The sequence below is a fragment of the Schaalia dentiphila ATCC 17982 genome (genome assembly GCF_000154225.1).
Classification (GTDB): Bacteria; Actinomycetota; Actinomycetes; order Actinomycetales; family Actinomycetaceae; genus Pauljensenia; species Pauljensenia dentiphila.
Genome location: NZ_DS264586.1, coordinates 1,846,160 through 1,872,049, shown reverse-complemented (window position 1 = coordinate 1,872,049; position 25,890 = coordinate 1,846,160). Strand labels below are relative to the sequence as shown.

The following is a 25,890-nucleotide window of genomic DNA, read 5'->3' as shown; positions in this document are numbered from 1 at the left end:
GTGGATACTTACGCACCCGCATCTGACAACATCGATGAGCTGCGCCGTATCGCCGATGCTAATGGCGTAGCCACCGGATTCTGGGATTGGTACGGGAATTGGGTGGACATCAGCGCGTCTACTCTTCTGAGGGTCCTTGGTGCTCTCGGGCTGCCTCTCGACGAATCCTCCACGGTGGGCGATGTGCACGAGGCTCTGCGCCTGACCGAAGAACGCGAATGGCGCTGCACCCTTCCGCCGACGATCGTCGCCCGCCAGGGCGGCGGCTACATGTTCCCTGTGCACGTACCGGACGGCTCGTGGGTGAACGTCCAGTGGGTGCTGGAGGATGGCCGTAAGGGCTCGTGTGATCAGGTGGATCGCTACGTTCCTCCGCGCATGATCGATGGTGCGCTCGTCGGACGTGCGACCTTCGACGTGCCTCACTGGCTGCCGCTCGGATGGCATCGTCTCGTGGCGACTGTCGAGGGCGGACACGTGGAGTCCGCGACCCTCATCATCGTGCCGAACACGCTGTCCCTGCCGCTCCTGGAGTCCTCGCGCCGCGTGTGGGGAGTCAACGCACAGCTGTACTCGACGCGCTCCGCCTCCTCGTGGGGCATTGGTGACGCCACCGACCTGGCTGACCTGGCTGCCGTGTGTGCGGACAAGGGTGCAGATTTCCTGCTTATCAACCCTGTCCACGCATCACAGCCGGTGTCCCCGCTGGAGAACTCTCCCTACCTGCCGGTGTCGCGCCGTTGGCTCAACCCGATCTACATTCGTCCCGAGAGCATCGAGGAGTACGCCTCCCTGCCCCAGGCTTCGCGCGTGGCCATCGAGCAGCTGAGCGACGGGAGCCGCCAGTTCGCCATCCGCGAGGACCTGATCGACCGTGATCGCTCGTGGGAGGCTAAGCGTAAGGCCCTTGAGATTATCTTTGCCGCTCCGCGTTCCTACCACCGCCAGAGCCAGCTGGATCGCTTTATCGAGCGCGGCGGTTCGGAGCTGTCCAACTATGCGCTGTGGTGCGCCCTTGTCGAGCGCGAGGGCACGATCGAATTGCCCGAGGACCTTGCTCGTTCGTCTGCGCCTCGCGTCGAGCTTGAGCGCCTCGAGCTGGCAGAGCGCGTTGACTTCTACCAGTGGTGCCAGTGGGTCGTCGCCGAACAGCTTGGGCACGCCCAGCAGGTGGCGCGCGAAGTTGGCATGGAGATCGGCATCATGGCTGATCTGGCAGTCGGCGTGCACGGCTACGGTTCCGAAAAGTGGAGCCGGCCGGAGCTCTTTGCCAGCGGCATGAGCGTGGGTGCTCCGCCGGACGTCTACTCCCAGCAGGGCCAGAACTGGTCGCAGCCGCCGTGGTCGCCGCGTAGCCTCGCGGAGTCGGGTTACCTGCCGCTGCGCGACATGGTCCGCGCTGCGCTGGCGAACGCCGGTGCGGTGCGCATCGACCACATCCTGGGTATGTTCCGCCTCTGGTGGATCCCGGACGGTTGCGTTCCCGCCGAAGGTACGTACGTGTACTACGATCACGAGGCCATGATGGGCGTCATCCTGCTGGAGGCCCAGCGTGCGGGTGCCGTCGTCATCGGCGAGGATCTGGGCGTCGTGGAGCCGTGGGTGCGTGATTACCTGCGCGACCGTGGTGTTCTCGGTACCTCCGTTGTGTGGTTCGAAAAGGAGGGTGGCGGTTGGCCGCTGCGTCCCGAGCACTACCGTGATCGTGCTCTAGCAGCCGTCAGTATCCATGACTTGCCGCCCACGCTCGGCTACATCCGCGGCATTCAGACGACGCTGCGTTCCGAGCTCGGCCTGCTGACGGACGACATCGAGACGGTTCGCGCGGGCGATCGCCTTGAACTCGAACGGGTCGCCGCGCGACTGCATGAGTACGGCTGCATCGACGGCGCAGAACCCAGCGAGCGGGAAACCGTTGAGGGTCTGTACCGCTACGTCGCGAAGACCCCGTCGAAGCTGGTTGTCGCCTCCCTCGTGGATGCGGTCGGGGACGTGCGCCCGCAGAACATGCCGGGCACGGGTGCTGACCTGTACCCGAACTGGTGCGTGCCGCTGTGCGATTCCGATGGCGAAGAAGTCGCGATCGAGGACCTCCCCACGGACGAGCGCCTGACCTCTCTGTTCGCGCTGCTGCGCGAGACCGTCCGCTGACGGACTCAGATACGCTGAACAAGTGAACCCCGCGACCCGAAAGGGCCGCGGGGTTCATGCATACGGTCGGAGTTCAGTCACCATCGGAAAGAGAAAACAGCGGATCGAGAATCCCCGCCGTGGGCAGTGCTTCATCGAACTCGGGAGAAACCGGCTCTCCGGGAGGGCTGACGACGATGACCGGTACGCAGGGGGACAGACCTGCCGCGCGGATGGGTCCGAGATCCCAGTGGATGAGAGGAGTGCCCGCGTCGACGATGTCTCCCTCCTCGACGAGGGGGGCAAAGCCTCGGCCACGCAGGCTGACGGTGTCGATGCCCAGATGAATGAGGATCGAGGGCCCGCGCGTGGAGGTGATAATTGCCGCGTGCGATTTGAGCTTGGTGACCACTCCGTTGATGGGGGAGTGAACGGTCACGCACGTGCAATCGGCTTCCGGCAGGAGCGCGCGGCCATCCCCGACGACGCCACTGGCGAAGACGGGATCCGGTACCTCGGACAGGGGCAGGACGTGCGCAGCGAAAGGCGCACGGACGAGAAAGCTCACCGGCTCGCGTTCATCTGCTCGACGAGGTCCTCGGAGTCGGGGCCCATGACGACCTGCACGGCGTCACCAACGATGACGACATCGAAGGCTCCGGCTTCGCGCAGCTTGGCCTCGTCGATGAGGTCCGTGTTGGCTACGTCCAGGCGGATACGCGTAATGCACGCGTCGAGATTGGAGATGTTGTCCCAGCCGCCCAGGGCCTCGACGAGGGTCGTTGCGGTGTCCATGGTGTCCTCCTTGGCTCAGTCACCGAAACCGTTGCGGTTTGCCTCACACTTATGGTATCGCGACCGTGCACGAATGGGCACACTTGCAGCGACCGAGCGCGTCACATTATGAGATGGTCGGGGAGGCGCTTGAACCTCGGATGTGGGCAGCCGGAGTGAAGGCCATTGCGATGCCTGCGCCGACAGCGAGTGCGGTGAACAGATACATCGCAGCCTCGATTCCGGTGTGGGCGGCAACGATGCCGGCTACGAATGAACCGAGGGGCATGACGCCCCAGACCGCGAAGCGAAAGATCGCGTTCATGCGACCGAGCATGTCGGGCGGACAGATTTCCTGGCGCAGGCTCATCTGGGTGACGTTGTAGATCGTCAGGAAGTAGGAGGAGATGACGCCAGCGGCAGCAATGATCCATGCGGCTGCAGTGGGAACGTGCACGGAGGCTGGCTGGACCGCGAGAATAACGACGCCGGCGATATTGGTTGAAACGATGCAGCGCCCGATGCCCAGGCGTGAGATCCACAGAGGTCGCGTGAGTGCACCGAGGATCCCGCCAACTGCGCCCGCGCTGAGGAGGAGTCCGAGCTGTGTCGCGCTCATCCCGAGGGTGCGTAGCACGAGGATGGGCAGGAGGACTTGAACGCCCGCTCCGGCGAATGCGGCGCACGCGATGCAGGAGAAGAGTGGGAAGAGGAGGCGTTGCCCGCGTACGAAAGAGAGCCCCTCGAGGATCTGAGAGCGAAGGGGTGCATCGGAGTGGGCTGGACGAGGTTCGGGTGTGCGGATGCGCCAGATCGCCCATGTGGAGCAGACGTAGGTGGACGCCGTCAGCAGGTACGTCAGGGGAGGGGCGATAACACCGAGAAGCCATCCGCCAAGTCCTGGGCCACCCGCGCGTCCCACCTGATAGGACGCCTCGAGTCGCCCGTTGGCTGCCCCGATATAGCGCTTCGAGGCGATCATGGGTACGTAGGACTGATAGGCGACGTCGAAGAAGACGGTGGACAGACCCAGGATCGCCGCGACGACCATGAGGTGGGTGAGAGCCAGCGAGGAGAACACGTAGGCGATTGGGATGGACACGAGGGCTGCGATGCGTGCGAGGTTTGCGGCGATCATGACGCGGCGCTTGCGCCATCCGTCGACCCATGCACCCGCCGGTAGACCGACGAGGAGGAACGCGAGGGTTTGCAGGCCCGACAGTATGCCGATCTGCGTTTCGGTCGCGTGCAGGACGGTGATCGCGATGGCCGAGGTGGCCAGCGTGCCGACCTGGAAGCCCACCTGTGCGGCGGTTTGCCCTGCCCACAGGTGCATGAAGGCGGAGTTACGGGTGAGGGGATGGTGCAGCCAGCGCTGCAGTGATCCGCTCACCGTGCATCGCCGAGGCCTTGGCCCCCACTCGGATCATCCGATGTTAGGCCGGCGGCGCGTAGAGCCCAGGCCAGGCCGTCTTCGGAGACGGAGGGGGCGACGATATCCGCGACGTCTACGAGGGCCTCGCAGTCGTCCCCGATGCTGATGCCGACCGCTGCCGTTGCCACGGCCTCGACGTCGTTGTTGGAGTCGCCAAGCGCGACGGTATGAGAGAGCGGAATGCCCACGTGCTCGCAGATGGCACGGATGCCGACTGCTTTCGACAGATGCGCTGGAACGACCTCGAAGGGGATGTAGCCTGCAGCGCCAACGGAGCCGATGATTGCGCGGTAGCTGTCCGGTAGGGCTGCTGTCACTCTCTCCATCGATGCTTTCTCGGGTGGGACATATGCTGTGACCTTGGTGAACGCGCCGCTGTTGATGTCCGTGATAAAGGGGGTGATCGACTGGGCGTATTCGATCCAGTCTTCTGGATGCTTGCCCGCGCGGGGGACAAAGAAGTCGAGGTATCCCTCGCTGGGTCCCATCTGGTCGGGGCCCTGCCAGATGTAGAAGGCGTCGAGCTCCTGCCACAGGGCAGTCAACAGACCGACATGCTCGCGGGGCATGCGCTCGTCAACGAGCACCCGGTCCCCGACGGAGGCGTACCCTCCGGCTCCGCCGACGAGCCCCTCGAAGCCGACGTCCCAAAAGCGCGGGTAGACCTCGGGCGCGGAGCGCCCCGTGCACGCGAAGAGCCGGTGACCGCGGTTCCTGACCTGTGCCAGGGCCTCAAGCGCCGATCCTGGAATCCGCTGGCGAGAATCGCACAGGGTTCCGTCGATGTCGACAAAGACAGCGTGGGGAGACGCGGATTCGTTCTCGACGCGCGTGGGGACCTCGGTGTCAGTCATAGGATCTATCTTATCCCAGGGCGAAACCGGTCTTGCGCGTGCAGAATACGCCCCGCAAACGACAAATCATGCGCACGGTCGATTGGAAGGGAACCCCCATGGTCCACACTGGAACCATCGACGATACCGGCGATGGAGCACGAAAGGCAGTTCACGACGATGGAACATCCAGCACTGACGGACACCAACGACCTCACCCTCCTGCAAGCCGCGGCGCTTCTCTCGGGTTCGAGCGCCTGGGACTCCCGCCCGATCCCCGCGGCGGGCATTCCCTCCTTCGTGATGAGCGACGGTCCCCACGGCGTTCGTCGCCAGCTCGGGGATGCTGATCACCTGGGCATCGCGGAGTCCGAGAAAGCGACCTGCTTCCCGACGGCCTCAGCCGTCGCGGCTACGTGGAACCCGGAGCTGGCGCGCGACATGGGCGAGGCGCTGGGGCTGGAAGCGCGAGGCCTCGGTGTCGACGTCTTGCTCGGTCCCGGCCTCAACATCAAGCGTTCGCCGCTGTGCGGGCGTAACTTCGAGTACTTCTCCGAAGACCCGATCCTGGCCGGGCGCATGGCCGCCGGCCTCGTCGACGGAATCCAATCCACGGGTACCGCAGCCTGCCCCAAGCACTTCGCCGTCAACTCACAGGAACTGCGCCGCATGGCGTCGGATTCCATCGTGGATGAGCGCACGATGCGCGAGATTTACCTGACCGGCTTCGAGATCGTCTGCCGAGAGGCTAAGCCGCGGGCGATCATGAGCTCCTACAACCTCGTCAACGGCACGTACGCGCACGAAAACAAGCACCTGCTGACCGACATCCTGCGCACCGAGTGGGGCTTCGATGGCATGGTCGTCTCCGACTGGGGTGGTTCGAACAGCGCTGTTGAGGCCGCGCGCGCCGGCGGAAGCCTTGAGATGCCCGCCCCCGGCCTGGCGGGTGCTCGCCAGATCGTAGCGGCCGTCGAGGCGGGACAGTTGGATGCGGCCGACGTCTACGCGCGCGCCCAGGAAGTCTTCAACGTCGCGAGCGCGAGTGCCGGCTTGCCTGCGCCCAGGCCCTATGACCTCGGGCAGCACCACGAGCTGGCTACGCGCATTGCCTCCGAGGCGATCACCCTCCTGCGTAACGAGGAGGATCTCCTGCCCTTGAGCCCCGGCACGAGCGTCGCCCTTATCGGCGATCTTGCCAACACTCCGCGCTTTCAGGGATCGGGTTCCTCCCAGGTCAACCCCACTCGTGTGGAGGCTCCGCGCGAACTGCTTGAAGCCGGGGGAGAGGGCGCACGAGGCCTCGTTCTCGAGGGATATGCGAGCGGGTATGAGCGCCACGGCGGTACGAGTGACGCTCTCATCGCCGAGGCCGTGGCCCTCGCCGAGCGCGCCGACGTGGCGCTTGTCTACGTCGGTCTCGACGAGCTGGCCGAATCCGAAGGCCTGGACCGCCCCCACATGCGTCTGTCCGAGGGCCAGGATCGCCTCATCCAGGCTGTCGTAGCAGCCAATCCGCGCACCGTTGTCGTCCTGACCGGCGGTGCGAGCGTCGAGATGCCGTGGGTATCGTCCGTGCCCGCGCTCGTGAACGGTTACCTGACCGGGCAGGGAGGCGCCTGCGCAATGCTGGACGTCCTGACGGGCGTCGTCAATCCGTCGGGACGCCTGGCCGAAACATACGCGCTCTCCTACGAGGACCACCCGACCGCCGAATGGTACCCGGCGACCGGACCACTCTCGTACTACCGCGAAGGCCCATTTGTCGGCTACCGCTACTTCACGACCGCGGGCGTCGACGTTGCCTTCCCCTTCGGCTACGGCCTGTCCTACTCGAGCTTTGAATACTCCGACCTTGCCGTGAACGAGGAGGGGGTGACCCTCACGGTCACCAACACCTCTGCGCGTGACGGTGCCGAGGTTGTCCAGCTCTACGTGAGCGCACCCGGTGGTGTGTTCGGTCCTGCACGCGAGCTCAAGGGTTTCGCAAAAGTCGAGGTTGGCGCCGGAGCGTCGGTGAGCGTCACGATTCCCTTCGACCGCTACACGTTCCGGCACTGGGAGACGTCGCGCGCAGCCTGGGAAACCGAGGCAGGAACCTGGACGATCCACGTGGGACGCAATGTCTCCGATACGCCGCTGAGCGCCACCGTCGAGGTCGAAGGAACCACGCCCTCGCCGATAGACCCGGCCCTCGGCCACTACCTGAGCGCCGACGTTACTGGCATCACCAACGGCGAGTTCGCCGTCCTGCTGGGACGGACGATCCCGACGGCTCACCCCGCGGACGACCTCGTCGCCTCCGACCCGCTGTCCGAGATGACGCGCGCCAAGACCTGGCTCGCCCGCGTCGCCGGACGCAAGCTCCACGCCCTCAAAGCGAAGGCGGACGCGAAGGGAAGCCCGGACCTCAACATCCTCTTCGTCCTCAACATGCCTTTCCGCGCCATCGCGAAGATGAGCAACGGCGCGGCAAGCCCCGACATGGTGGATGCGATCCTCCTCGCCGTGAACGGACACCCCCTGCGGGGCCTCACCCGAGCAGCTCTCGGCTTTATCTCCAACGCCCGCGCGAATAAGGCCACCCAGCGCGAACTCGACCAGACCCGATGACGCGGCCTCGGCCTCGTACAACACACTGACGTAAAGGAACACTCATGCAGGCTCTTACCCGGTGGTGGAAGAACTTCGAATCCAAGCACCCGACGGTCGCGCAGTTCATCGTCTTCTTCATCCTCTCCAACGGCATAACGGTGCTGCAGCTGGTTCTCATGCCGGCGTTCAAGGCGGTTTTCGCGCACACGAGTCTCGTCGATACGGCCTTCCAGTTCCTGCCGGTCGGCGTCTCGCACGGGCACACGGTCTTCCTCTTCGACTACTCGGCCGGTTCGATGTCGGTGGGTGGGGGCGGCGGCCTCGCGTACTTCCTCGCCGTTGAGATCACCCTGCTGATCGCCCAGGTCATCAACTTTTTCGCACAGCGTAACGTCACCTTCAAGTCCAACTCGTCGATGGGTAAGGCGGCCTTCTGGTACGCGGTGGCCTACGTCGTCATCACGATCGCGGCGGCCGCCCTTCAGGTCCTCTACAAGGACCCGATCTACGCGTGGGCCATTGCGACGATGGGCGCGGGCGGCGAGACTGTCGCCGATGTCATCACGATGATCATCAACGCCGCCATCTCCTTCTGGGTGTTCTTCCCCATCTTTAAAGTGATCTTCAAGCAGGAACCCTCTCAGGGGGACGCGCAGGTCAGCGCAGCACAGTAGACTACTGGCAGACTTCACGAGAGGAGACTCCATGAGCGCGCCGCTGCTGACGGTGATTGTGCCCGCCTACAACTCCGAGGATTACCTCGACCGGGCGCTGACCACGCTCGTCGGATACGGCGACGAACTTGAGGCGATCATCGTCAACGACGGATCGAAGGACCGCACTACGGAGATTGCCGACGAGTGGGCCGCTCGCTACCCCTCCGTCAAGGTCATCCACCAGGAAAACAAGGGCCACGGCGGTGCCGTCAACGCAGGCCTCGCCGCCGCCACCGGCACGCACGTGCGCGTCGTCGACTCCGATGACTGGCTGGACCGACGTGCCACAAACGCCGTTCTCGACGTTCTGCGCGAGGAACGCGAGGCCGGGCGCGACCTGGACCTGCTCGTTACCAACTACGTCTACGACAAGCAGGGAAAGTCGGTCAAGGCCGTCATCCGCTACCGCAACGTTCTGCCTCGCGGCCGCAGCTTCGGTTGGGCGGACCTGCGCCGCTGCCGCTACGACCAGTACCTCATGATGCACGCCCTGACGATGCGCACGGAGGTCGTGCGAGCCTCCGGTCTGGTGATGCCCGAGCACACGTTCTACGTGGACTACCTGTACTCGTTCGTGCCGCTGCCCTACATTTCGACGATCCGCTACCTGGACGTGGACCTGTATCACTACTTCATCGGCCGTGACGATCAGTCCGTCAACGAGAAGGTCATGATCACGCGCCTGGATCAGCTTGCCCGTGTCAACGAGGCGATGACCCGTGCGCTGCCTCCGCGCGCCGAGGTCGAGGACAAGCTCTGGCGCTACATGGTCCACTACCTGCGCATCAACGCCGTTGTCTGCTCCGTCATGGCTCAGCTCTCGGGCACGCCCGAGCACCTGGCGCTCAAGGAACAGATCTGGGAGACCATGGACCAGATCAACCCCGAGGCCACGGATCGCCTGCGCCAGGATCTGCTCGCCGGCCTCGTGCGCCACGCGTCGCCGACGGTTGTTCGCGGCGGCTACACGATCGCGGCGGCGGTCCTCGGCTTCAACTAAGGGACGGCGTCAGCGTCTGGCGAGCACGAGTTCCGTCCGGTGGACGGTGAGGCGCTTGCCGATGAGCGGGTATTCCACGTCCTCCTCGCGGCTCTGCCATGCAAAGCCGAGCTTTTCTGAGACCCGTCGCGAGGCGTCGTTTCCGTCGAAGTATTTCAAGATGATCGTTTCCACGCCCAGCTCCCGGGCGCGGTCGATGATGGCGTGCCCCGCCTCCGTTGCGTATCCGTTGCCCCAGTGTGGTGCGCCGATCCAGTATCCGATGTCAGCGACGGTCGCTTCGGGGGAGTCTGTGTCAATGCGCAGCGCGATCGAGCCCACGATCTCACCGGTCGACGCGAGCGTCACCGCGTAGCTGTCGGGTGTCGCCAGGACGGTGGACAGTGCCTGGTGGGCGTCGTCGATGTGCTCGAAAGGCTTCCATCCGCACAGCATCCCGATGCGGGGATCGCGGGCCAGCTCGTAGAGCTCCGCTGCGTCCGTATCGTTCCAGGGACGTAAGTGCAGGCGGGGGGTGTCGATGGTTGTCATTTGTCCTCCTGGGTGTTCGTGGACGGGAGAAGCACCGTGAGCGTGAACCAGTGGTCTGCTACGTCCGTGACGGCCTGGCCGCTGTACTTGCGCGCCGTCCATTGGATCGACTTTACACCCCATCCGTGACGCACGGTGTCCTGCTTAATCGTCGTCAGCCGACCACCCGCGTCTGTGTTCAGATGCCCGTCGAACCAGTTGTCGACACGGATGACCACCATCTGCCCCTGACGGAAGAGCGCTAATTTGATGAGGCGCTTGGCGGGGTCGTCGACGCGCCGCGAGGCCTCGATCGCGTTATCGAGGGCGTTACCCAGCAGGGTCGCAATGTCCATCGATGACATGGATCCCAGCAGGGCGCCGTCAGCGACCGCCGTGAAGTTAATGCCGGCTGCAGCGCACGCACGGCCCTTTGTCGTGAGGATGACGTCGAGGACTGCATTGCCGCTGTGGTACTGCTGGCCGATCTGCTCAATCGAACATTCGAGCTCGGCAAAAGATGCCGCAGCGCGTCCGGGGTCTAGCTCCGCGCGAATTGCCTCCACCTGGTGCTTGAGGTCGTGATGGGCACGCGCCACCTGCTCCATATCTTCCTTGGCGGCCAGATACTGGTGGTGCTGCGCGTCGAGGGAGGCCTGGATGGATGCGAGTTCGCGCTCGGTCGCGCTTTGCTGGATACGTTCGAATTGCGCGAACAGGATCGTATAGCCCGCCAGGTCCACAAGGGTGCGGATGTAGAAGACCTCCCAGCCGGACCTTCCAGAGAACGGGGTGGCCGTCGATATAAAACTCAGGTTGGACAGAGCAAAAATTGAAATGCCGATAACTACGCCGGAGGCAAGGTCCGTGTAACGGAGAACAGGCAGCGCCCCCTGGCGGTAGACGCGCCGTTCGAAGAAGTAGACGACGGCCAAGCACGTCGCTGAAATCGCTGCAAAACCGCCGAATGACAGGGGATGCCAGTAGGGCTTGTCGGCGTGGGAGTAGACGACGACCTGCCAGGCGAGGGAAGCTGCGAGCTCGGCCACGATGAAGGCACGTGCGCTCATATGCGTCACCCAGCGCCAGTCCAGAGCAGTTCCCACGCGGATGAGACACCACACGAGCGCGTACGCCGTCATCATGCCCGGCACCCACAGGGACAGGGGAGCGCGGCCAAGCAGTTCCTGGGCGCCGACGAGCACCACGAGGCCACCGACGGCCACAGCGGCGAGCCGCCAGCGGGGGATAGCGGCGTTCGGGTTCAGGGCATTGGACGACGCCGAGCGCGCGACGACGAAGACGTACACGAGGGCGGCGCCCCACTCCGAGAGGGCTGTGAACAGGCGCGGAATGTCGGGAAGGGACTCGAACACGTCAGTGGATCCCGCCCGCGAAGCTCGCCAGAGCCGTCATGAACGCTTTCTTGCGAGGCCGGGAGATACGCAGGCTGTCCCCGCCCGTCATCAGGCACTCCTGGTCGGCGACGCCGCGCACGTGGGCGAGATTGACGAGGTAGCACGAATTTGAACGGAAAAAGTCGTGCCCGGCGAGCTGTTCCTCCATGGCCTTCAAGGTGGAGGTGATCGAGAAGGTGTCGGAGACCGTGTGCACGTCCAGGCGGTGCTTGATCGACTCGACGTAGACGATGTCGGCGATGTCGATGCGGTGGGTCGACGTGCCAGAATGAAGGAGAACCGAGGCACGGCGCCGCTTGGCGACGGCCTCGAGACACCGCGACAGTTCCTGGGAGAATGCGAACCAGGGCAGCGGCTTCATCAGGTAGGACAGTGCCCCCACCTGGTAGCCGTGGATCGCGAACTGCGCGGCTGACGTGATGAACACGAGGACGACCTCCCGGTCGACCTCGCGGATCGCGCGCGCCGCGGTCATTCCATCCACGTGCGTCATCTGGATGTCCATGAGGATGATGTCGTAGACCGGCTTGTAATCACCGATGATGGCTCCGCCGTCCTCGAAATAGGTGACGTCGAAGGAGACATCGTTTTCCTCGCTGTAGCGCGCGAGGTAGTCGGCCAAAAGCTGGCGTGAGACGGCCTCGTCCTCGACGACGGCGATGCGCACCATGACCCGGCCCTCCCTGACGTACTGACAGATGACAACAAGGATATGTGAGCGCAGCCCCGCCCTTCGCGCGAGTCCGCTCCCCGGCCTCGTCGATCACATGCAGGCGCACCCGCAGGTGGGGGCCGCTACCATTGTCCTGACTACCGTGAAAGGGGAGTGGCGTGGATCTGCTCGTTGTTGGATCGGGCTTTTTTGGCCTGACGTTTGCCCGCGAGGCCGCGGAGCGATTCGGTATGAACGTGACCGTCATCGAGCGTCGCGACCACATCGGAGGCAACGCCTACTCGTCGATCGACGAGGCCACCGGCGTTGAGGTGCACCGCTACGGCACCCATCTCTTCCACACGTCGAACGAGCGCGTGTGGTCCTACGTCAACCGTTTCACGGCCTTCAACGACTATCGCCACCGCGTCTACGCCAACTATCGGGGTGTCGTTTACCCGCTGCCCATCAACCTGGGCACGATTAACCAGTTCTTCGGCGCAGCCTATTCGCCGGCCGAGGCCCGTGCGCTCATCGAGCAGCAGGCCGCCGAGATTACGGGCGAACCGGGCAACCTCGAGGAGAAGGCGATTAGCCTCATCGGCCGCCCCCTCTACGACGCCTTCATCGCGGGGTACACGGCCAAGCAGTGGCAGACGGATCCGCGCGAGCTGGCCGCCTCCATCATCACGCGCCTGCCCGTGCGCTTCACCTACGAGAACCGCTACTTCCAGGACCGCTACGAGGGCCTGCCCCTGAACGGCTACGGAGCGTGGATCGCGAACATGGTCGATCACCCGCGTATCACCGTGCACACGGGCGCGGACTTCTTCGATGCCTGCTCGCCGTTCTCGCAAGCCGCGACCGTCGGCCAGGTCCCCGTCGTCTACACCGGCGCAATCGACCGCTACTTCGACTACGAGGCCGGCGAGCTCGGCTGGCGCACCCTCGATTTTGAGACCGAGGTTGTGGACGTACCCGACTACCAGGGCTGCTCCGTTATGAACTACTCGGACCGCGACGTTCCCTTCACGCGCATCCACGAGTTCGCACACCTGCACCCCGAACGTGATCGCGCCGGCGCGACTAACACGATCATCCAGCGCGAATACTCGCGCTTCGCCCGCCCCGGCGACGAGCCCTACTATCCGATCGCTTCGCCGTCGGACCGCTCGACACTCGCCGCCTACCGCGATATGGCGGCGGGGGAGAAGAACGTGCTCTTCGGCGGTCGACTGGGCTCCTACCAGTACCTGGACATGCACATGGCAATCGCATCGGCCCTTACCAAGGTCGACGAGGCCGTGGCCTCCTGGCGCTGATCGGTAACCGTTCCGTATGGCGTCGATTGTCTGGTCTGTCCTCTCGATCGCCCTCATCATCGGCGTCGGCTGGGTGGCTCGCCGCGCGGGTGCCCTCGGGCCCGAGGCGGCGGGCTCTCTCGCGTCGGTGACGTACTGGGTGGCGTCCCCGGCTATGCTCTTCCACGCGATCGTCTCGACGGGGACGTCTGGGGTTTTCGGAGCTCCGCTCGCCGTGGCAGCCGCTTCGGGTGCGGGCACAGCGCTCCTCTTCGTGGTCGTCGCCCGCCTGGTCTTGCACCTCACGCGGGGCGAAACCACATTGGGGGCCATGGCCTCGTCCCTCAATAACGGCGCGTACATTGGCATCCCGATCGCCGTCTATGTGCTGGGTGACGCTTCTGCGGTTGTGCCCATCCTGGTGTTTCAGCTCGGTTTCTTCACGCCGATGTTCTTCGTGTTGGCGGATCTGGCCGGATCTGGCCAGCGCCCGTCTGCGCGCGGCATCGTGACGGTCATCGTGCGCAACCCTATGGTCATTGCGGCGGCGTGCGGTTTCCTCTTTTCCGCGGCCGGGTGGTCGATGCCGACGCTCCTCGAGGTGTCCACGTCCATGCTGGGGGCAGCGGCGCCCCCGATGATCCTGCTGTCCTTCGGCGCCGCCCTTGTGGACCGCCGCACGGCGTCCGGCGACGCGGGGGTGCCAGCTATCGCGTGCGCCGTAGTCGCTAAGCTCGCCCTCCAGCCCGCGATCGCGTGCGGCGTCGGGATGCTCCTCGGGTTGACCGGTCCGGCTCTCATGTCGGTGACCATCATGGCGGCGCTGCCCTCCGCGCAGAACGCCTACATCGCGGCCACGCGTGCCAGGGCGGGGGAGCGTATCGCGCAGGGAACGGTCCTCGTGACGACCTTTGCATCGCTGCCCGTCGTTGTTGGAATTGCGGCGATTCTCCATGCGCTTGGGGTCGTTTCCTAACTGGGGTTTGTCGGCATAAGCTCTGTTCTCGGCGTATTCGAGTGGACCCCCGTCAGCAAAGAATCCGTCAAAAAGAGGCCAAAAACACGTTCTGTATTGTGGACTCTGGGAGACTTCCCGGTGTATCGGCCCTAGTCTGGCTGGGAATTATCCCGAATAGACACGTTTGCAAGGAACTCACTTCATGTCATCCTCCGCATCCAAATCCGCGCCCCGCGCGCGCGACTCGTGGAGCGGCCAGACAGGCTTCCTCCTGGCAGCCATCGGCTCGGCCATCGGCCTGGGCAACATCTGGCGTTTCCCCGGCGTCTCCTACTCCAACGGCGGCGGAGCCTTCCTGGTTCCGTACCTGGTTGCCCTCGTCTTCGTCGGTATCCCCATGCTGTGGCTCGACTACGCGGTCGGCCACAAGTTCCGCGGTTCACCGCCGTGGGCGCTGCGTAAGATCATCGGCGGCGGCGAGTTCGTCGGATGGTTCCAGACCTTCGTCTGCTTCGTCATCATGGTCTACTACGGTGCGGTCCTCGCGTGGGGCGTGCAGTACACGATCTACTCCGTGAATGAGACCTGGGGCGCCGACCCGACGACCTTCTTCCTGGAATCCTTCCTTGAGAAGGTTCCTGGCGACACCTTCTCGTGGGCGCCGGCATGGGCGGTCATGATCCCGCTTGCTCTCGTGTGGGTTCTCGTCCTTTTCGTGATTGGCCGCGGCCTGTCCAAGGGTGTCGAGGCTGCGAACAAGGTGTTCCTGCCGCTCCTCGTCATCCTCTTCCTTGCGCTCGTCGTCCGTGCACTCTTCCTGCCGGGCGCCGTCGAAGGCCTTAACGCCTTCTTCACCCCGAACTGGAGCGCTCTGGCCGACCCCAACGTGTGGCTGGCTGCCTTCGCGCAGATCTTCTACTCGCTGTCCGTGGGCTTCGGCATCATGCTGACCTACGCCTCCTACCTGAAGCCCAAGTCGAACCTGACGGGCACCGCTTTGGTCGCCGGCTTTGCGAACTCCTCTTTCGAGATCCTCGCTGGCATTGGTGTCTTCAGTGCCATCGGCTTCATGGCGCACCAGGGTGGCGTCAGCGTGTCCGAGGTTGAGGGCCTGACTGGCCCGATCCTCTCCTTCGTGACCTTCCCGAAGATCATTTCGATGATGCCCGGTGGGCCCCTCTTCGGCGTGCTCTTCTTCTCGTCCCTCGTTCTGGCCGGTGTCACCTCTCTGCTCTCCCTGCTTCAGGTCGTTTCCGGTGGCCTGCAGGACAAGTTCGGTTGGTCGCCCGCTCGCTCCGCTCTGGTTCTTGGCGTCCCTGCGACCGTTATTTCGCTGGTGCTCTTCGGCACCCGATCGGGCCTGAACAACCTCGACATCGTCGACAACTTCATCAACTCGGTTGGCGTCGTGTCCTCGGCAATCATGTTTGCCGTCCTGTGCGCAGTCGCCGGCCCCCGCCTCGGGGTGCTCCGTGCACACATCAATTCGGTGTCCAGCGTGAAGGTCCCCAAGCTCTGGGAGCCCCTCGTTGGCATCGTCATCCCGGTCGTCCTCTTCGTCATGATGGCGATGTCGATCGTGCAGGTCCTGAAGCAGGGCTACGAGAGCTACCCCAGTAGCTACGTGCTGATCTTCGGCTGGGGTTCTGTGGCGGTCGCGGTCATCGCGTCTCTGATTTTCACTCTCATCCCGTGGAAGCACCGCCCGGTGGACACCCACGCGGCGGTCGCTCAGATCCTCGCAGACGACGCCGATGACACCGCTTCGATCGAAGGAGGCGCCAAGTGACCGCTCCCGCTATCGCTCTCATGGTTTTGACGATCCTGCTCGTGTGGGGTGGCCTCGTCGCGTCCGTCGTGCTGCTGCAGGTCCTCTCGGTGCCCACCGATGAAGAGACCGAGGCCGCGCAGCGCGCTATCGAAGCCGCGGAAGCTGCGAAGCAGTAGGGTGGCATCGTGAAGCTCGTTGCCTTTGATCTCGATGACACCCTGGCGCCCTCGAAGTCCCCGCTGCCGGCCCGCATGGACGTCGCTCTGCGGTCCCTGCTGGACCACGTGGAGGTGTGCATCATCTCCGGCGGCCAGATGGGTCAGTTCCGCACTCAGGTGCTGGACAACCTGCACGCCACGGATGAGGAACTCTCTCGGCTGCACCTGATGCCCACCTGCGGCACGCGTTACTACCGCTATGAGGGTGGGGCCTGGGTTGAGCGTTACGCGCACGATCTGGATCCCGAGGTCGCCGCCCGCGCTATCGACTCGCTCGAGCGTCACGCGTGTGAGCTCGGCCTGTGGGAGTCCAACCCGTGGGGCAACATCATTGAGGACCGTGGCTCGCAGATCACCTTCTCCGCTCTGGGCCAGGAGGCTCCGCTTGACGCGAAGCGCGCCTGGGATCCGGACGGCACCAAGAAGGCCGCTCTGCGCGACGCTGTGCAGCCCGACGTGCCTGAGCTCGACGTTCGCGGCGGTGGCTCGACCTCGGTCGACATCACCACCCGTGGCATCGACAAGGCGTTCGGCATGGGTAAACTCGTTGAAGAGACGGGCATCCCCGCCTCCGAGATGCTCTTCATCGGCGACCGCCTGGACCCGGAAGGCAATGACTACCCCGTCAAGGCAGCCGGCTACGCGACGCGCGCAGTGTCCGGATGGGAAGAATGCGTGGAGGTCATCGACGAGATCGTGGCATCCATGAGCTGACACATCGCAGCAAACGATGACGAGGCCGGGGCTGGGTATCCAGCTCCGGCCTCGTTGTCTGCGGCTGCGGAGATTGTGCAGCTGCGGCGTCATGCGGTGACGCGTTACTGCGCGCCGACGCCCCTGGTCGCCCAAAACACGACGGCGGACGCGGCTGCGACGTTGAGTGAGTCGACCCCGTGGTCCATGGGGATTTTGACGGTGTAGTCGGAGGCCGCGATGGTGTGACGTCCCAGTCCATCACCTTCGGTGCCCATCACCATAGCGAGGCGGGCGTCCGGACCCTGGAGGGCGGGCAGCGCGGCGAAGTCGTCGAGGGACACCGAATCGTCCGACAGAGCCAGCGATGCGACCGTGAAGCCAGCCTCCTGGAGGGTGGCGATGTCGCCGGGCCAGGACTCGAGGCGAGTCCACGGAACCTGGAAAACCGTTCCCATGGAGACGCGCACGGATCGTCGGTAGAGGGGATCAGCGCACTGCGGGGTCACGAGGACAGTATCGATGCCGAGCGCGGCGGCGCTACGGAATGCTGCGCCCACATTCGTGTGGTCGACGAGGTTTTCCAGGACGACGACGCGACGCGCCGGGGCGCCGCCCCGAGCAGTTGCGAGTAGGTCTGCGAGGGTCGGCAGGACGGGGCGCTGCATGGCGGCGAGGGCCCCGCGGTGCAGGTGGAAGCCGGTCATCTGCTCTAACACATCCTCGTCGGCGACAAAGATCGGAACGTCCGCGCCGTCGGGGCCACCCGTTGCCGCCTCGATGAGGTTGGTGAGGGTCGGTAGCCAGCGCCTTGACATGAGGAAGGAACGAGGGGTGTGGCCGGCACGGATCGCGCGTTCAATGACGTTCGCGGATTCGGCCATGTACAGGCCGCGTTCCGGTTCGATCTTGGAACGAAGCTTGACGTCTTTAAGGCGCGTGTAGTCCTCCAGGCGCGGATCTGCTGCCAGGTCCGCGCTGGTGAGCTCGATGATCACGGCGGTCCCTTACGCGCGCTGGAGGGCGCGCGAGACCTCGCCCGGCCAGGAAGGGCCCTCGAAGATGAAGGCAGAGAACGCCTCGACGAGGTCGGCGCCCGCGCTGATCATGCGCAGCGCATCCTCGGGCGACGAGATGCCGCCGGTGCCGATGAGGATCTGGTCGTCGTCAAGGTGCCGTGCCACCAGGGAGACGACCTCCAGCGCACGGGGCAGAAGCGGAGCGCCGGAGACGCCGCCCTCGCCCAGGTTGTGGTTGATCGTCGTGTTTGTGGCGACGACTCCTGCCAGGCCGAGCTCCTTCGTCAGCTCGACGACGGCGACGATGTCCTCGTCGGCCAAATCGGGAGCGATCTTGACGAAGAGCGGCATGGTGCGATCGGGAGCGCCTGCCTCGCAGCCGCGGCGGGCGGCCTGCAGGATCGGGCGCAGGTGATCAACGGACTGCAGGTCGCGCAGACCGGGCGTGTTGGGGGAGGAGACGTTCACGACGACAAAGTCCACCCAGTGGGCGAGCGTCCTCGCGCAGTACTCGTAGTCGGCGGGTGCGTCCGCCTCAGACGTCACCTTGTTCTTGCCGATGTTGGCGCCAACGATCGTGGCGCGGCCCGCAGGAGTCGAGCGCAGCTCGCGCAGCTTCTCGGCGGCGGCATCTGCTCCAGCATTGTTGAAGCCCATGCGGTTACGCAGGCCGCGTTCCTCCATGAGTCGCCACAGGCGCGGCGCGTCGTTGCCGGGCTGGGGACGAGGAGTCACGGTACCGATCTCGACGAAGGCGTAGCCGAGGGCACACATGCCGAGCACTGCCTCGGCGTCCTTGTCCATGCCGGCTGCCAGACCGAGACGGGACGGGAGGCGACGCTCACCCAGGGTCAGGGGGACCTCGACGCCGCCAACCATTCGCGTGGGGGACTGCGTCGGATCGAGGTAGCCCAGAGTGGCGCGCATGAGTCCACGCGTCGGGGCGAATCGTCCGGCTAAGGAAATTGCTCCCAGACCCCGGTGGTGTGCATCCTCCGGGTTGGAACGCGAGATGAAGTGTGTGAAAGCCCAGTTGTACGCGCGTCGGATCATGCTTCCTAGGATAGTTGATCAGTCCCACCATGCCCACCACCATCGCGTGGCTGATCCGTCTCGAATGAGCGCACGCATTTCGTCCGGCGGGATCGCGTCCTCTCCGAGGCCAAGTACCGAGGCGAGAGTCAGCCAGTGCTGGTAGCTCGGATACCTCTCCTCGTCGATGGGAGATCCGGTGTGAGCAATGATCGCAGATTCCGGAACGAGTACGGTGTCGATGCTGACGCGTTCGTCTCGTCGTGGCGCGCGAATGACGTAGCCTTCGAGGGTGAGTCCGTCGATGCGGGAGGCGGCGCGTAGCAGGTCGATGATCCGAGGAGCGTTGTTCTGCCGATCGTTGCGCGCGTCCTTTGGCAGCAAGGATGCGAGCCGACGAGCGTCAGTCCCGGATAGTTCCGCGAAGCGTGCGTAGTCGCCCAGGTCCCACCCATCGCACAGGTAGGGAGCTAGCAGAGAGGAGATGCCTCGATCCTCAAGCCATCGAGGTGGGCCGTACATGCCTTCGGGGCAGGGCTCCTCTTCGTCGAGCATGACGTCGGCGGTGGAGGGCAATGTGATCGTTGTGTACATGATGCTTCCTTGTCGTTCGTGACGGAGCGCCGATGCTCCGACACGGACAGGATCATGCACATGAGGACGTGGCGGCCAGCGCCACGGCACACCCTGTGGATAGCGGGAGAGCCGCCAGGTGCCCTGTGGATAAAGCACATCGGCCCCGCACCCACGTGGATAGGGCGGGGCCGACGAGAAAGGCGACTACTTCGGGAACTGCCCGCGGTTGACCTGCGGACGGGGCGAACGCCAGCGCCGCGGCATGATCATGCGGGAGAAGGTGTAGTAGGCGGTACCGGAGGGAATGTCCTCGCGCGGGTGTGCCTCGGTGAAGACACGCTTGATCGTGCGCCACACGAAGAATGCCTCAATGGCGGTGACGATGAAGGAGCCGTACATGAGGATGGACGACCCATAGAGCATGTACGCCTGGTACTGCAGCGGGATCTTGTTGCCCAGCATCGACAGCACCATGATGAGGATGATGGACACCATCATGACGGCGAGGATCCACTCGGAGAAGGAGTGGCGCGCGTCGACGTAGTCACGTACGAAACGGCGTGCGCGTCCCTTGTCGCGGGCCGGCAGGTACTTTTCCTCGCCGGTGATCATCGCGCGCTGCTCGGCGTCGAAACGCGCGTTGCGGGCGGCGCGGGCGGCTCGCTTGGCCTCCTTGCGGTCCTTGGGGACCAGGGGGCGGATGCGGGCGGCCTCGGCTGCCTTACGCTTCGGCGTAGGGCGACCCTTCTTGCCGTCGGGCGTCGTGGAGACGGGCTCGACATTCATCGAGGCATCGTCGTCGTTGTTGTTCTTGCTTCGTCCAAACACGCTTCAAGGCTAGCGGATAGCCCACACGCCTCGCACTCCCATGGTCTACCCTGGTCGTATGGCTGATACTTCACATGCACCGTCCACGTCCGTTTTGAAGGAGCGCCTGGAGGCTGCTTTCCCGTCCCTGCTGGAGGAGCTCACGCAGCTCGTCGCGATTCCGTCGGTGTCGTCGGATCCCGCGCATGCGGCCGACGTGGAGCGCAGCGCTGAGCACATCCGCGAGCGTTTCGCCGCCCTGGGCCTGGAGGCCAAGGTCCTGCGCGAGACCGCCGCTGATGGCACCGAGGGCAAGCCCGCCCTCGTCGCGCACACGCCTCACATTGAGGGCGCGCCGACCGTCCTGTTGTACGCGCACCACGACGTGCAGCCTGTGGGCGAGCTGAGCCGCTGGAGCATGGATCCCTATAAGGCTGAAGTCCGCGGCGACCGCATCTACGGCCGTGGTTCCTCCGACGACGGCGCAGGCATCACTGTTCACCTGGGTTCCCTGTCGATCCTCGGCGAGGACCTGCCGGTCAACGTCGTCGTGTTCATCGAGGGCGAGGAAGAGATCGGTTCCCCCTCGTTCACGGCATTCCTTGACGCCCACAAGGATGAGCTTGCCGCTGACGTCATTGTTGTGACGGACTCGTCGAACTGGAAGGTGGGCGAGCCTGCCGTCACGTCGACCCTGCGCGGCAACGCGATCGTAACCGTCGACGTGACCGTCGCCGACCACGCGGTGCACTCGGGTGCGTTCGGTGGCCCGCTGCTCGACTCCGTCGCGATTTCCTCCATGCTCATTGCCTCGCTCTTCGACGAGAAGGGTGACGTCGCGGTTCCGGGCCTGGGCGGCTCGGATCACGCGGACGTGGATTGGCCGGAGGAAGAGCTGCGCGCCGCTGCCGGCATGGTTGAGGGACTGCAGCTGGCAGGATCGGGTGACATCGCCGCCCGTATGTGGACCAAGCCGTCGATTTCGGTGATCGGTTTCGACGCTCGCCCGGTGTCCAACGCCTCGAACACGATCGCTCCGCACACGCGCTTCCGCCTGTCGATGCGCACGGTGCCGGGCGTGGATCCCACCGAGGCCCAGGCCAAGCTCATCGACTACCTGCTCTCCCATGCCCCCTTCGGTGCGCGCGTCGAGGTCACGGCTGAGGATGCTGGTGCCGGCTACCAGGCCGATATGGATTCCCCCGTGACGAAGGCACTGCACGAGTCCCTCACCGAGGCCTGGGGCGTTCCCTCGGTCAACATCGGTGTGGGCGGCTCGATCCCGTTCATCTCGGACTTCCAGCGCATCTTCCCGAACGCTCAGGTCGTCGTCACCGGCGTCGAGGATCCGCTGACGAACGCTCACTCCGAGGACGAGTCGCAGTCGATCTCCGACCTGAAGGCCGCGATCCTCGCCGAGGCGCTTCTGCTGACGCGCGTGGCCTCCCTGTGAAACGTGTCGTTGTCGCCGGTCGGTGGGATGGGGGAGCTCCCGTCCTGCCGACCGGCGAGGCGCTCGACGCCATCCGCCGGGGTGTCGTAGCCGGCGCTTCGCAGCCCACAGTGCTCACGGTTCCGTTCGGAACCGGACCCACCTTCGACGAGGCCGTGGCAGACTTGCGCTCCCATGCCTTGTTCGTGCGCGTACCCACCCGGGCCTCGTCGTCGCGCGAGGCGGGGGAGCGCGTCGCGGATTCACTCCGCAACGGCGGCACCGTGTTTGTCGAAGGTGGACATAATTCCTCTCCCGATTGCGGCGCCGGGTTTCTCGAAGGCCTCCTGGACGTCCCCGGCATCGATCCGAGGCATCCTGAGGCCTTCGCCGATGCTCTGACGCTCGCGCAGAGCCTCGTGGCCGAAGCGGGTGTGGATCTCGTGTGCGCGGCGTCAACCGCGCGCCCGCTTCTGGGCCTCGACTCGGTCCTCGCCGTTGCTCCCGATCTGGAGCCGATCGAGGCGCAGGACACCGCTCTTACTGCCGCTCTTACGCAGGCGTTCGCCCACCGCCCGCTCGGGCGCCACCAGCTGCTTGACGGAGCGGACGTGCACCCGGCTCGCCAGCGCGGTTCGGGTGCAGGCGGCGGCCTCGGAGCAGTCATCGCGGCCATCGGTGGACGCATCGTTGCAACGGGTGATCTGCTGTCTTCGCTTCTGGGTCTGGAAGAGATGCTTGATGGCGCCGACGTCGTGATCGTCGCCGAGCCAGAACTGGCTTCCCCGCTTCTCGCCGAGTCGACCCTCGACTGCGTGACTCGTGCAGCTGCGACGCACGCGCTGCCGGTCGTCGCCATCACCCGCAGGTCCAGCCTGTCGCACTTCGAAAAGGCCGAATGGGGGCTCCACGGAGTCTTCGAGACGGAGGGATCCGTCACGCTCGAAGACGCTGGATGTCGCGTTGCCCGCACTTGGTTACGCTGAGCGCGCATTCCACCCGTGGCGCGGGGCGCCTGCGGGGGAGTAGTGTGTCAAGGGAATACGTCTATCCGCAACAATAAGGAGCATCATGTCCGAGTCCGCAACTCAGGCTCCCACCCACGAGGTCATCCTCACCGACGTCGCTGCTGCGAAGGTCAAGAGCCTCCTCGAGCAGGAGGGTCGCGATGACCTGCGCCTGCGTATCGCCGTTCAGCCGGGCGGCTGCTCCGGCCTGATTTACCAGCTGTACTTCGACGATCGCACGCTTGACGGCGACGCGATTCGTTCCTTCGACGGCGTCGAGGTCGTCGTCGACCGCATGAGCGTGCCCTACCTGAGCGGTGCCACGATCGACTTCGCTGACACGATTGAGCGTCAGGGCTTCACGATCGATAACCCCAACGCCCAGAACACCTGCGCCTGCGGTGAGTCCTTCCACTGAGCCGAAAGAACACCATCTCATGATGTCCTCTCTGCGCCGCCTCGGCGCCCTCGTCGGCGCGGCTGCGCTTGTCCTCGGACTCGCCGCATGTACCGACGCGACCTCGTCGTCTTCGTCCTCGTCTCCCGCTGCGGACATCGACTACTCCGCCTGCGCGGCGGACGACTCCGCCGAACAGAACACGAACGTTGACCGTAGCGGCACGGGTGACTTCCCGTCCGTTTCCGGCGAGGATACTCCCGTGATTGCGGCGGGTAGCGGATCCCAGCCCACCTCGAAGGTCCTTGTCAAGACCCTCAAGCAGGGTGACGGAGCGGTCGTGTGCCCGGGCGCGACGATCAAGGCGAACTACGTGGGCGCCCTGTGGGACGGCACCGTTTTTGACTCGTCCTACCAGCGTGGCGATGCCAGCGAGTTCTCCCTTAACCAGGTCGTCAAGGGCTGGACCTACGGCCTGGCGCACACCCACGTCGGCGATCGCGTCGAGCTCGTGATTCCGGCGTCTCTCGGCTACGGCGGCCAGGCTCGCGGCAACATTCCCGCAAACTCGACCCTCGTGTTTGTCGTGGATATCGTGGGTGTCGCGACGCAGGACGTCGCAGATGACTCCGTTCTCAGCAGCGCAGTCGCGACCGGCGAGGAGCTTCCCGCGGGGATCACCGTTTCCGGTGACCCCGGCGCCGAGCCCACCCTGACGATCGACGAGAGCGTTGCTGCCCCGACCGAGCAGAAGATGTACTCGATTTACAAGGGCGCGGGAGAGGCGCTGACCTCTGATCAGACAGTCCTGTACAAGCAGGTCGTTGGTGGTTTTGGTGCCAAGGGCCAGACTCAGTCGTCGTGGAGCCAGGATCCTCTTGAGGCTCCCGTCGCGCAGGCTGATCTCGCGGGAGTGACCGTGGGATCGCGCATCCTCATCGTGGTCCCGATCCCGCCTCAGGAAGCGCAGTCCGGCCAGGAGGCGACCCCTGCGCAGGCAACGGTATTCGTCGTCGACATCGTGGGTACTTCTTCGATGCAGTGACCACGTCACGGCTTTGGTCGACGGTAGCGGGCGGCTCCCAGTGGGGGAGCCGCCCGCTACCCGTTAGAATGGGGTCATCGCGTCGATTTGGCCGACATATGCAAGGAGAGCTTCCATGAGTGAAGAAACCGTCACTATCCTGGTTTTCAGCGACGACAAGGATCGCCGTCACGCCGTCGTTAACGGCATTGGCCTGCGTGCCTCCAAGGACACGCCCCGCATCGAGTGGGTCCAGGCGGCAACCGGTTTCGGCGTTCGCGATGCCTTCGATCAGCAGGATTTTGCGATGCTGATCCTCGACGCTGAGGCCAAGAAGGAAGGCGGCATGTCCATCGCTCAGGACCTGCGCGAGACTCGTGACGGCGTTCCCCCGATCGTTTTTCTGACCGCACGCGCCCAGGATGAGTGGCTGGCTACGTGGGCCGGAGCAGCCGCCGTCGTGGCCGATCCGATCGACCCGATTATTCTTCAGGAGACCGTCGCCGACGTGCTGCGCGGAGCCAAGTGATGGCCACGCAGGAGTGGGCGCCGATCATTGCCGCCCTCACCGTCGGCGAGAGCCTCGACTACGGCCAGTCCTACTGGCTGATGGACCAGGTCATGAGCGGCGAGCTCGGCGAGGCGCGTCTCGCATCCTTCCTGACCGCGATGGCCATCAAGGGCGCCACGGTGGATGAGATCCACGGCCTGGCTGATGGCATGCAGGATCACGCGGCACACGTCGAGCTGCCTAGTCGCGCTCTCGACATCGTGGGTACGGGCGGAGACGGATACAAGACCGTTAACATTTCGACGATGTCCGCCATCGTGCTCGCCGCGATGGGGATTCCGCTCGTCAAGCACGGTAACCGTGCCTCGACGTCGAAGTCTGGCTCCGCGGATGTCATCGAGGCACTCGGCGTCAACCTTGACCTCGACGCCGACGCGCTGCGCCGAGTCTTTGACGAGGTCGGCATCGCCTTCCTCTTCGCGAACAAGATGCATCCGTCGATGCGCTTTGCAGCCCCGGTGCGCCGCGCTCTCGGCTTCCCGACGGCGTTCAACGTGCTGGGGCCGCTGACCAACCCGGCACGCGTACAGGCGTGCGCGATTGGTGCGTCTCGCGAGGAGAATGCGCGTCTCATGGCGGGCGTGTACGCGTCGCGCGGGCTCAGCGCACTCGTGTTCCGTGGCGCGAACACCGGCCTCGACGAGCTGACGACGACCGACGCCAATCAGGTCTGGCTCGTGTCGGGTGGAGCGGTTGTGGAAACCGCGTTCGATGCGCGCGAATCCCTGGGCATGGCCTCCGCCTCGATCGAGGACCTCGCAGGTGGCGAGGCAGCCGAGAACGCGGGAGTCGCTCGCGACGTGCTGTCGGGCGGTGGGGCGGACGCGGTCCGCGACGCTGTCGCCCTCAACGTTGGAGCCGGCATCCTGGCTTGGGAGGGCCTGGAGAACCCTGTGACACACTCCGACTTCGAGCCTCGCATGCGCGGCGCCGTCGAGCGTGCCCTAGCGGCGTTGGCCGACGGCTCGGGCGCGCGACTCATTGAGCGTTGGGTGGCTGCCTCGAACGCGTAAGGAAAACG

At 64.9% G+C, this 25,890-nt stretch carries 26 protein-coding genes; 15 read left to right on the top strand and 11 right to left on the bottom strand.

The window, feature by feature from the left end; translation table 11 throughout:
- On the top strand, positions 1–2,151 hold the full coding sequence (malQ, locus tag ACTODO_RS08000) for a 4-alpha-glucanotransferase (RefSeq protein WP_003792870.1): 2,151 nt from the start codon (positions 1–3) through the stop codon (positions 2,149–2,151).
- Positions 2,152–2,224: 73 nt separating this feature from the next.
- Here the strand turns inward: malQ and ACTODO_RS07995 are convergent, their stop codons facing one another.
- From ACTODO_RS07995 to ACTODO_RS07980, 4 genes are all read right to left on the bottom strand, one after another.
- On the bottom strand, positions 2,225–2,698 hold the full coding sequence (locus ACTODO_RS07995) for a PTS sugar transporter subunit IIA (protein ID WP_003792869.1): 474 nt from the start codon (positions 2,696–2,698) through the stop codon (positions 2,225–2,227).
- A complete protein-coding gene (locus tag ACTODO_RS07990; protein ID WP_003792868.1) occupies positions 2,695–2,925 on the bottom strand; it encodes a PTS sugar transporter subunit IIB in 231 nt (76 codons plus the stop codon). The genes ACTODO_RS07995 and ACTODO_RS07990 overlap by 4 nt, the downstream gene beginning before the upstream one ends.
- Positions 2,926–3,031: 106 nt before the next feature.
- Complete coding sequence (locus tag ACTODO_RS07985) at positions 3,032–4,297, bottom strand: MFS transporter (RefSeq protein ID WP_279625068.1); 1,266 nt, start codon at positions 4,295–4,297, stop codon at positions 3,032–3,034.
- Positions 4,294–5,193: an HAD hydrolase family protein gene (locus tag ACTODO_RS07980; protein WP_003792866.1), complete on the bottom strand. Its 900-nt coding sequence runs from the start codon at positions 5,191–5,193 to the stop codon at positions 4,294–4,296. Before ACTODO_RS07980 ends, ACTODO_RS07985 begins: the two co-directional genes overlap by 4 nt.
- 132 nt (positions 5,194–5,325) lie before the next feature.
- On the opposite strand from ACTODO_RS07980, the gene ACTODO_RS07975 reads away from it, so the two are divergent.
- Genes ACTODO_RS07975 through ACTODO_RS07965 form a run of 3 tightly spaced genes read left to right on the top strand, consistent with a single transcriptional unit; the run spans position 5,326 to position 9,483 of the window.
- Positions 5,326–7,785 (top strand): glycoside hydrolase family 3 protein, encoded by a 2,460-nt coding sequence (locus ACTODO_RS07975; protein WP_003792865.1) that lies wholly within the window; start codon positions 5,326–5,328, stop codon positions 7,783–7,785.
- A gap of 44 nt (positions 7,786–7,829) precedes the next feature.
- Positions 7,830–8,441 (top strand): hypothetical protein, encoded by a 612-nt coding sequence (locus ACTODO_RS07970; protein ID WP_003792864.1) that lies wholly within the window; start codon positions 7,830–7,832, stop codon positions 8,439–8,441.
- Between the two features lie 31 nt (positions 8,442–8,472).
- Positions 8,473–9,483, top strand: a complete 1,011-nt coding sequence (locus tag ACTODO_RS07965) for a glycosyltransferase family 2 protein (protein WP_003792863.1) — start codon at positions 8,473–8,475, stop codon at positions 9,481–9,483.
- 9 nt (positions 9,484–9,492) lie between these two features.
- On the opposite strand, the gene ACTODO_RS07960 is transcribed toward ACTODO_RS07965, so the two are convergent.
- The 3 genes from ACTODO_RS07960 to ACTODO_RS07950 are packed head-to-tail and all read right to left on the bottom strand — an operon-like array spanning position 9,493 to position 12,081.
- On the bottom strand, positions 9,493–10,014 hold the full coding sequence (locus ACTODO_RS07960) for a GNAT family N-acetyltransferase (protein WP_003792861.1): 522 nt from the start codon (positions 10,012–10,014) through the stop codon (positions 9,493–9,495).
- The gene (locus tag ACTODO_RS07955) at positions 10,011–11,369 is read right to left on the bottom strand and encodes an ATP-binding protein (RefSeq protein WP_003792860.1); all 1,359 of its coding nucleotides are present in this window, start codon (positions 11,367–11,369) and stop codon (positions 10,011–10,013) included. Before ACTODO_RS07955 ends, ACTODO_RS07960 begins: the two co-directional genes overlap by 4 nt.
- Position 11,370: 1 nt before the next feature.
- A complete protein-coding gene (locus ACTODO_RS07950) occupies positions 11,371–12,081 on the bottom strand; it encodes a LytR/AlgR family response regulator transcription factor (RefSeq protein ID WP_003792859.1) in 711 nt (236 codons plus the stop codon).
- A gap of 161 nt (positions 12,082–12,242) precedes the next feature.
- Between ACTODO_RS07950 and glf the strand changes: the two genes are divergently transcribed.
- The 5 genes from glf (at position 12,243) to ACTODO_RS07930 (ending at position 17,025) form a co-directional block, all read left to right on the top strand.
- Positions 12,243–13,385 (top strand): UDP-galactopyranose mutase, encoded by a 1,143-nt coding sequence (gene glf, locus ACTODO_RS07945; protein WP_003792858.1) that lies wholly within the window; start codon positions 12,243–12,245, stop codon positions 13,383–13,385.
- Positions 13,386–13,401: 16 nt separating this feature from the next.
- Positions 13,402–14,340 (top strand): AEC family transporter, encoded by a 939-nt coding sequence (locus ACTODO_RS07940; protein ID WP_003792857.1) that lies wholly within the window; start codon positions 13,402–13,404, stop codon positions 14,338–14,340.
- Between the two features lie 184 nt (positions 14,341–14,524).
- Positions 14,525–16,111, top strand: a complete 1,587-nt coding sequence (locus ACTODO_RS07935; protein ID WP_003792856.1) for a sodium-dependent transporter — start codon at positions 14,525–14,527, stop codon at positions 16,109–16,111.
- Positions 16,108–16,269, top strand: coding sequence for a methionine/alanine import family NSS transporter small subunit (locus ACTODO_RS10635; RefSeq protein WP_003792855.1), 162 nt, complete (start codon positions 16,108–16,110; stop codon positions 16,267–16,269). Before ACTODO_RS07935 ends, ACTODO_RS10635 begins: the two co-directional genes overlap by 4 nt.
- Before the next feature lie 9 nt (positions 16,270–16,278).
- Positions 16,279–17,025: an HAD-IIB family hydrolase gene (locus ACTODO_RS07930; protein ID WP_003792854.1), complete on the top strand. Its 747-nt coding sequence runs from the start codon at positions 16,279–16,281 to the stop codon at positions 17,023–17,025.
- Positions 17,026–17,129: 104 nt separating this feature from the next.
- Here the strand turns inward: ACTODO_RS07930 and ACTODO_RS07925 are convergent, their stop codons facing one another.
- From ACTODO_RS07925 to ACTODO_RS07910, 4 genes are all read right to left on the bottom strand, one after another.
- Positions 17,130–18,002 (bottom strand): TrmH family RNA methyltransferase, encoded by an 873-nt coding sequence (locus ACTODO_RS07925; protein ID WP_003792853.1) that lies wholly within the window; start codon positions 18,000–18,002, stop codon positions 17,130–17,132.
- A gap of 9 nt (positions 18,003–18,011) precedes the next feature.
- Entirely contained in the window at positions 18,012–19,076 is a 1,065-nt protein-coding gene (locus ACTODO_RS07920) for a quinone-dependent dihydroorotate dehydrogenase (RefSeq protein WP_034512342.1), read from the bottom strand.
- Between the two features lie 18 nt (positions 19,077–19,094).
- Positions 19,095–19,649: a hypothetical protein gene (locus ACTODO_RS07915; protein ID WP_003792851.1), complete on the bottom strand. Its 555-nt coding sequence runs from the start codon at positions 19,647–19,649 to the stop codon at positions 19,095–19,097.
- Positions 19,650–19,835: 186 nt separating this feature from the next.
- Positions 19,836–20,417 carry a DUF3043 domain-containing protein gene (locus tag ACTODO_RS07910; protein ID WP_003792850.1) on the bottom strand — a complete coding sequence of 194 codons (582 nt, stop codon included), beginning with the start codon at positions 20,415–20,417 and terminating at the stop codon, positions 19,836–19,838.
- A gap of 100 nt (positions 20,418–20,517) precedes the next feature.
- Here ACTODO_RS07910 and ACTODO_RS07905 point away from each other — a divergent pair, with 100 nt between their 5' ends.
- The 6 genes from ACTODO_RS07905 to trpD all read left to right on the top strand — a co-directional run bounded on the left by ACTODO_RS07905 (position 20,518) and on the right by trpD (position 25,882).
- Positions 20,518–21,891, top strand: a complete 1,374-nt coding sequence (locus tag ACTODO_RS07905; protein WP_208853698.1) for a M20/M25/M40 family metallo-hydrolase — start codon at positions 20,518–20,520, stop codon at positions 21,889–21,891.
- Positions 21,888–22,856, top strand: a complete 969-nt coding sequence (locus ACTODO_RS07900) for a glycerate kinase (protein WP_003792847.1) — start codon at positions 21,888–21,890, stop codon at positions 22,854–22,856. Before ACTODO_RS07905 ends, ACTODO_RS07900 begins: the two co-directional genes overlap by 4 nt.
- A gap of 85 nt (positions 22,857–22,941) precedes the next feature.
- On the top strand, positions 22,942–23,295 hold the full coding sequence (gene erpA, locus ACTODO_RS07895; RefSeq protein ID WP_003792846.1) for an iron-sulfur cluster insertion protein ErpA: 354 nt from the start codon (positions 22,942–22,944) through the stop codon (positions 23,293–23,295).
- 19 nt (positions 23,296–23,314) lie between these two features.
- Positions 23,315–24,319: an FKBP-type peptidyl-prolyl cis-trans isomerase gene (locus tag ACTODO_RS07890; protein ID WP_003792845.1), complete on the top strand. Its 1,005-nt coding sequence runs from the start codon at positions 23,315–23,317 to the stop codon at positions 24,317–24,319.
- Positions 24,320–24,434: 115 nt separating this feature from the next.
- Positions 24,435–24,827 (top strand): response regulator transcription factor, encoded by a 393-nt coding sequence (locus ACTODO_RS07885; RefSeq protein ID WP_003792844.1) that lies wholly within the window; start codon positions 24,435–24,437, stop codon positions 24,825–24,827.
- Positions 24,827–25,882 (top strand): anthranilate phosphoribosyltransferase, encoded by a 1,056-nt coding sequence (gene trpD, locus ACTODO_RS07880; RefSeq protein ID WP_003792843.1) that lies wholly within the window; start codon positions 24,827–24,829, stop codon positions 25,880–25,882. Before ACTODO_RS07885 ends, trpD begins: the two co-directional genes overlap by 1 nt.
- The last annotated feature ends 8 nt before the right edge of the window (positions 25,883–25,890 follow it).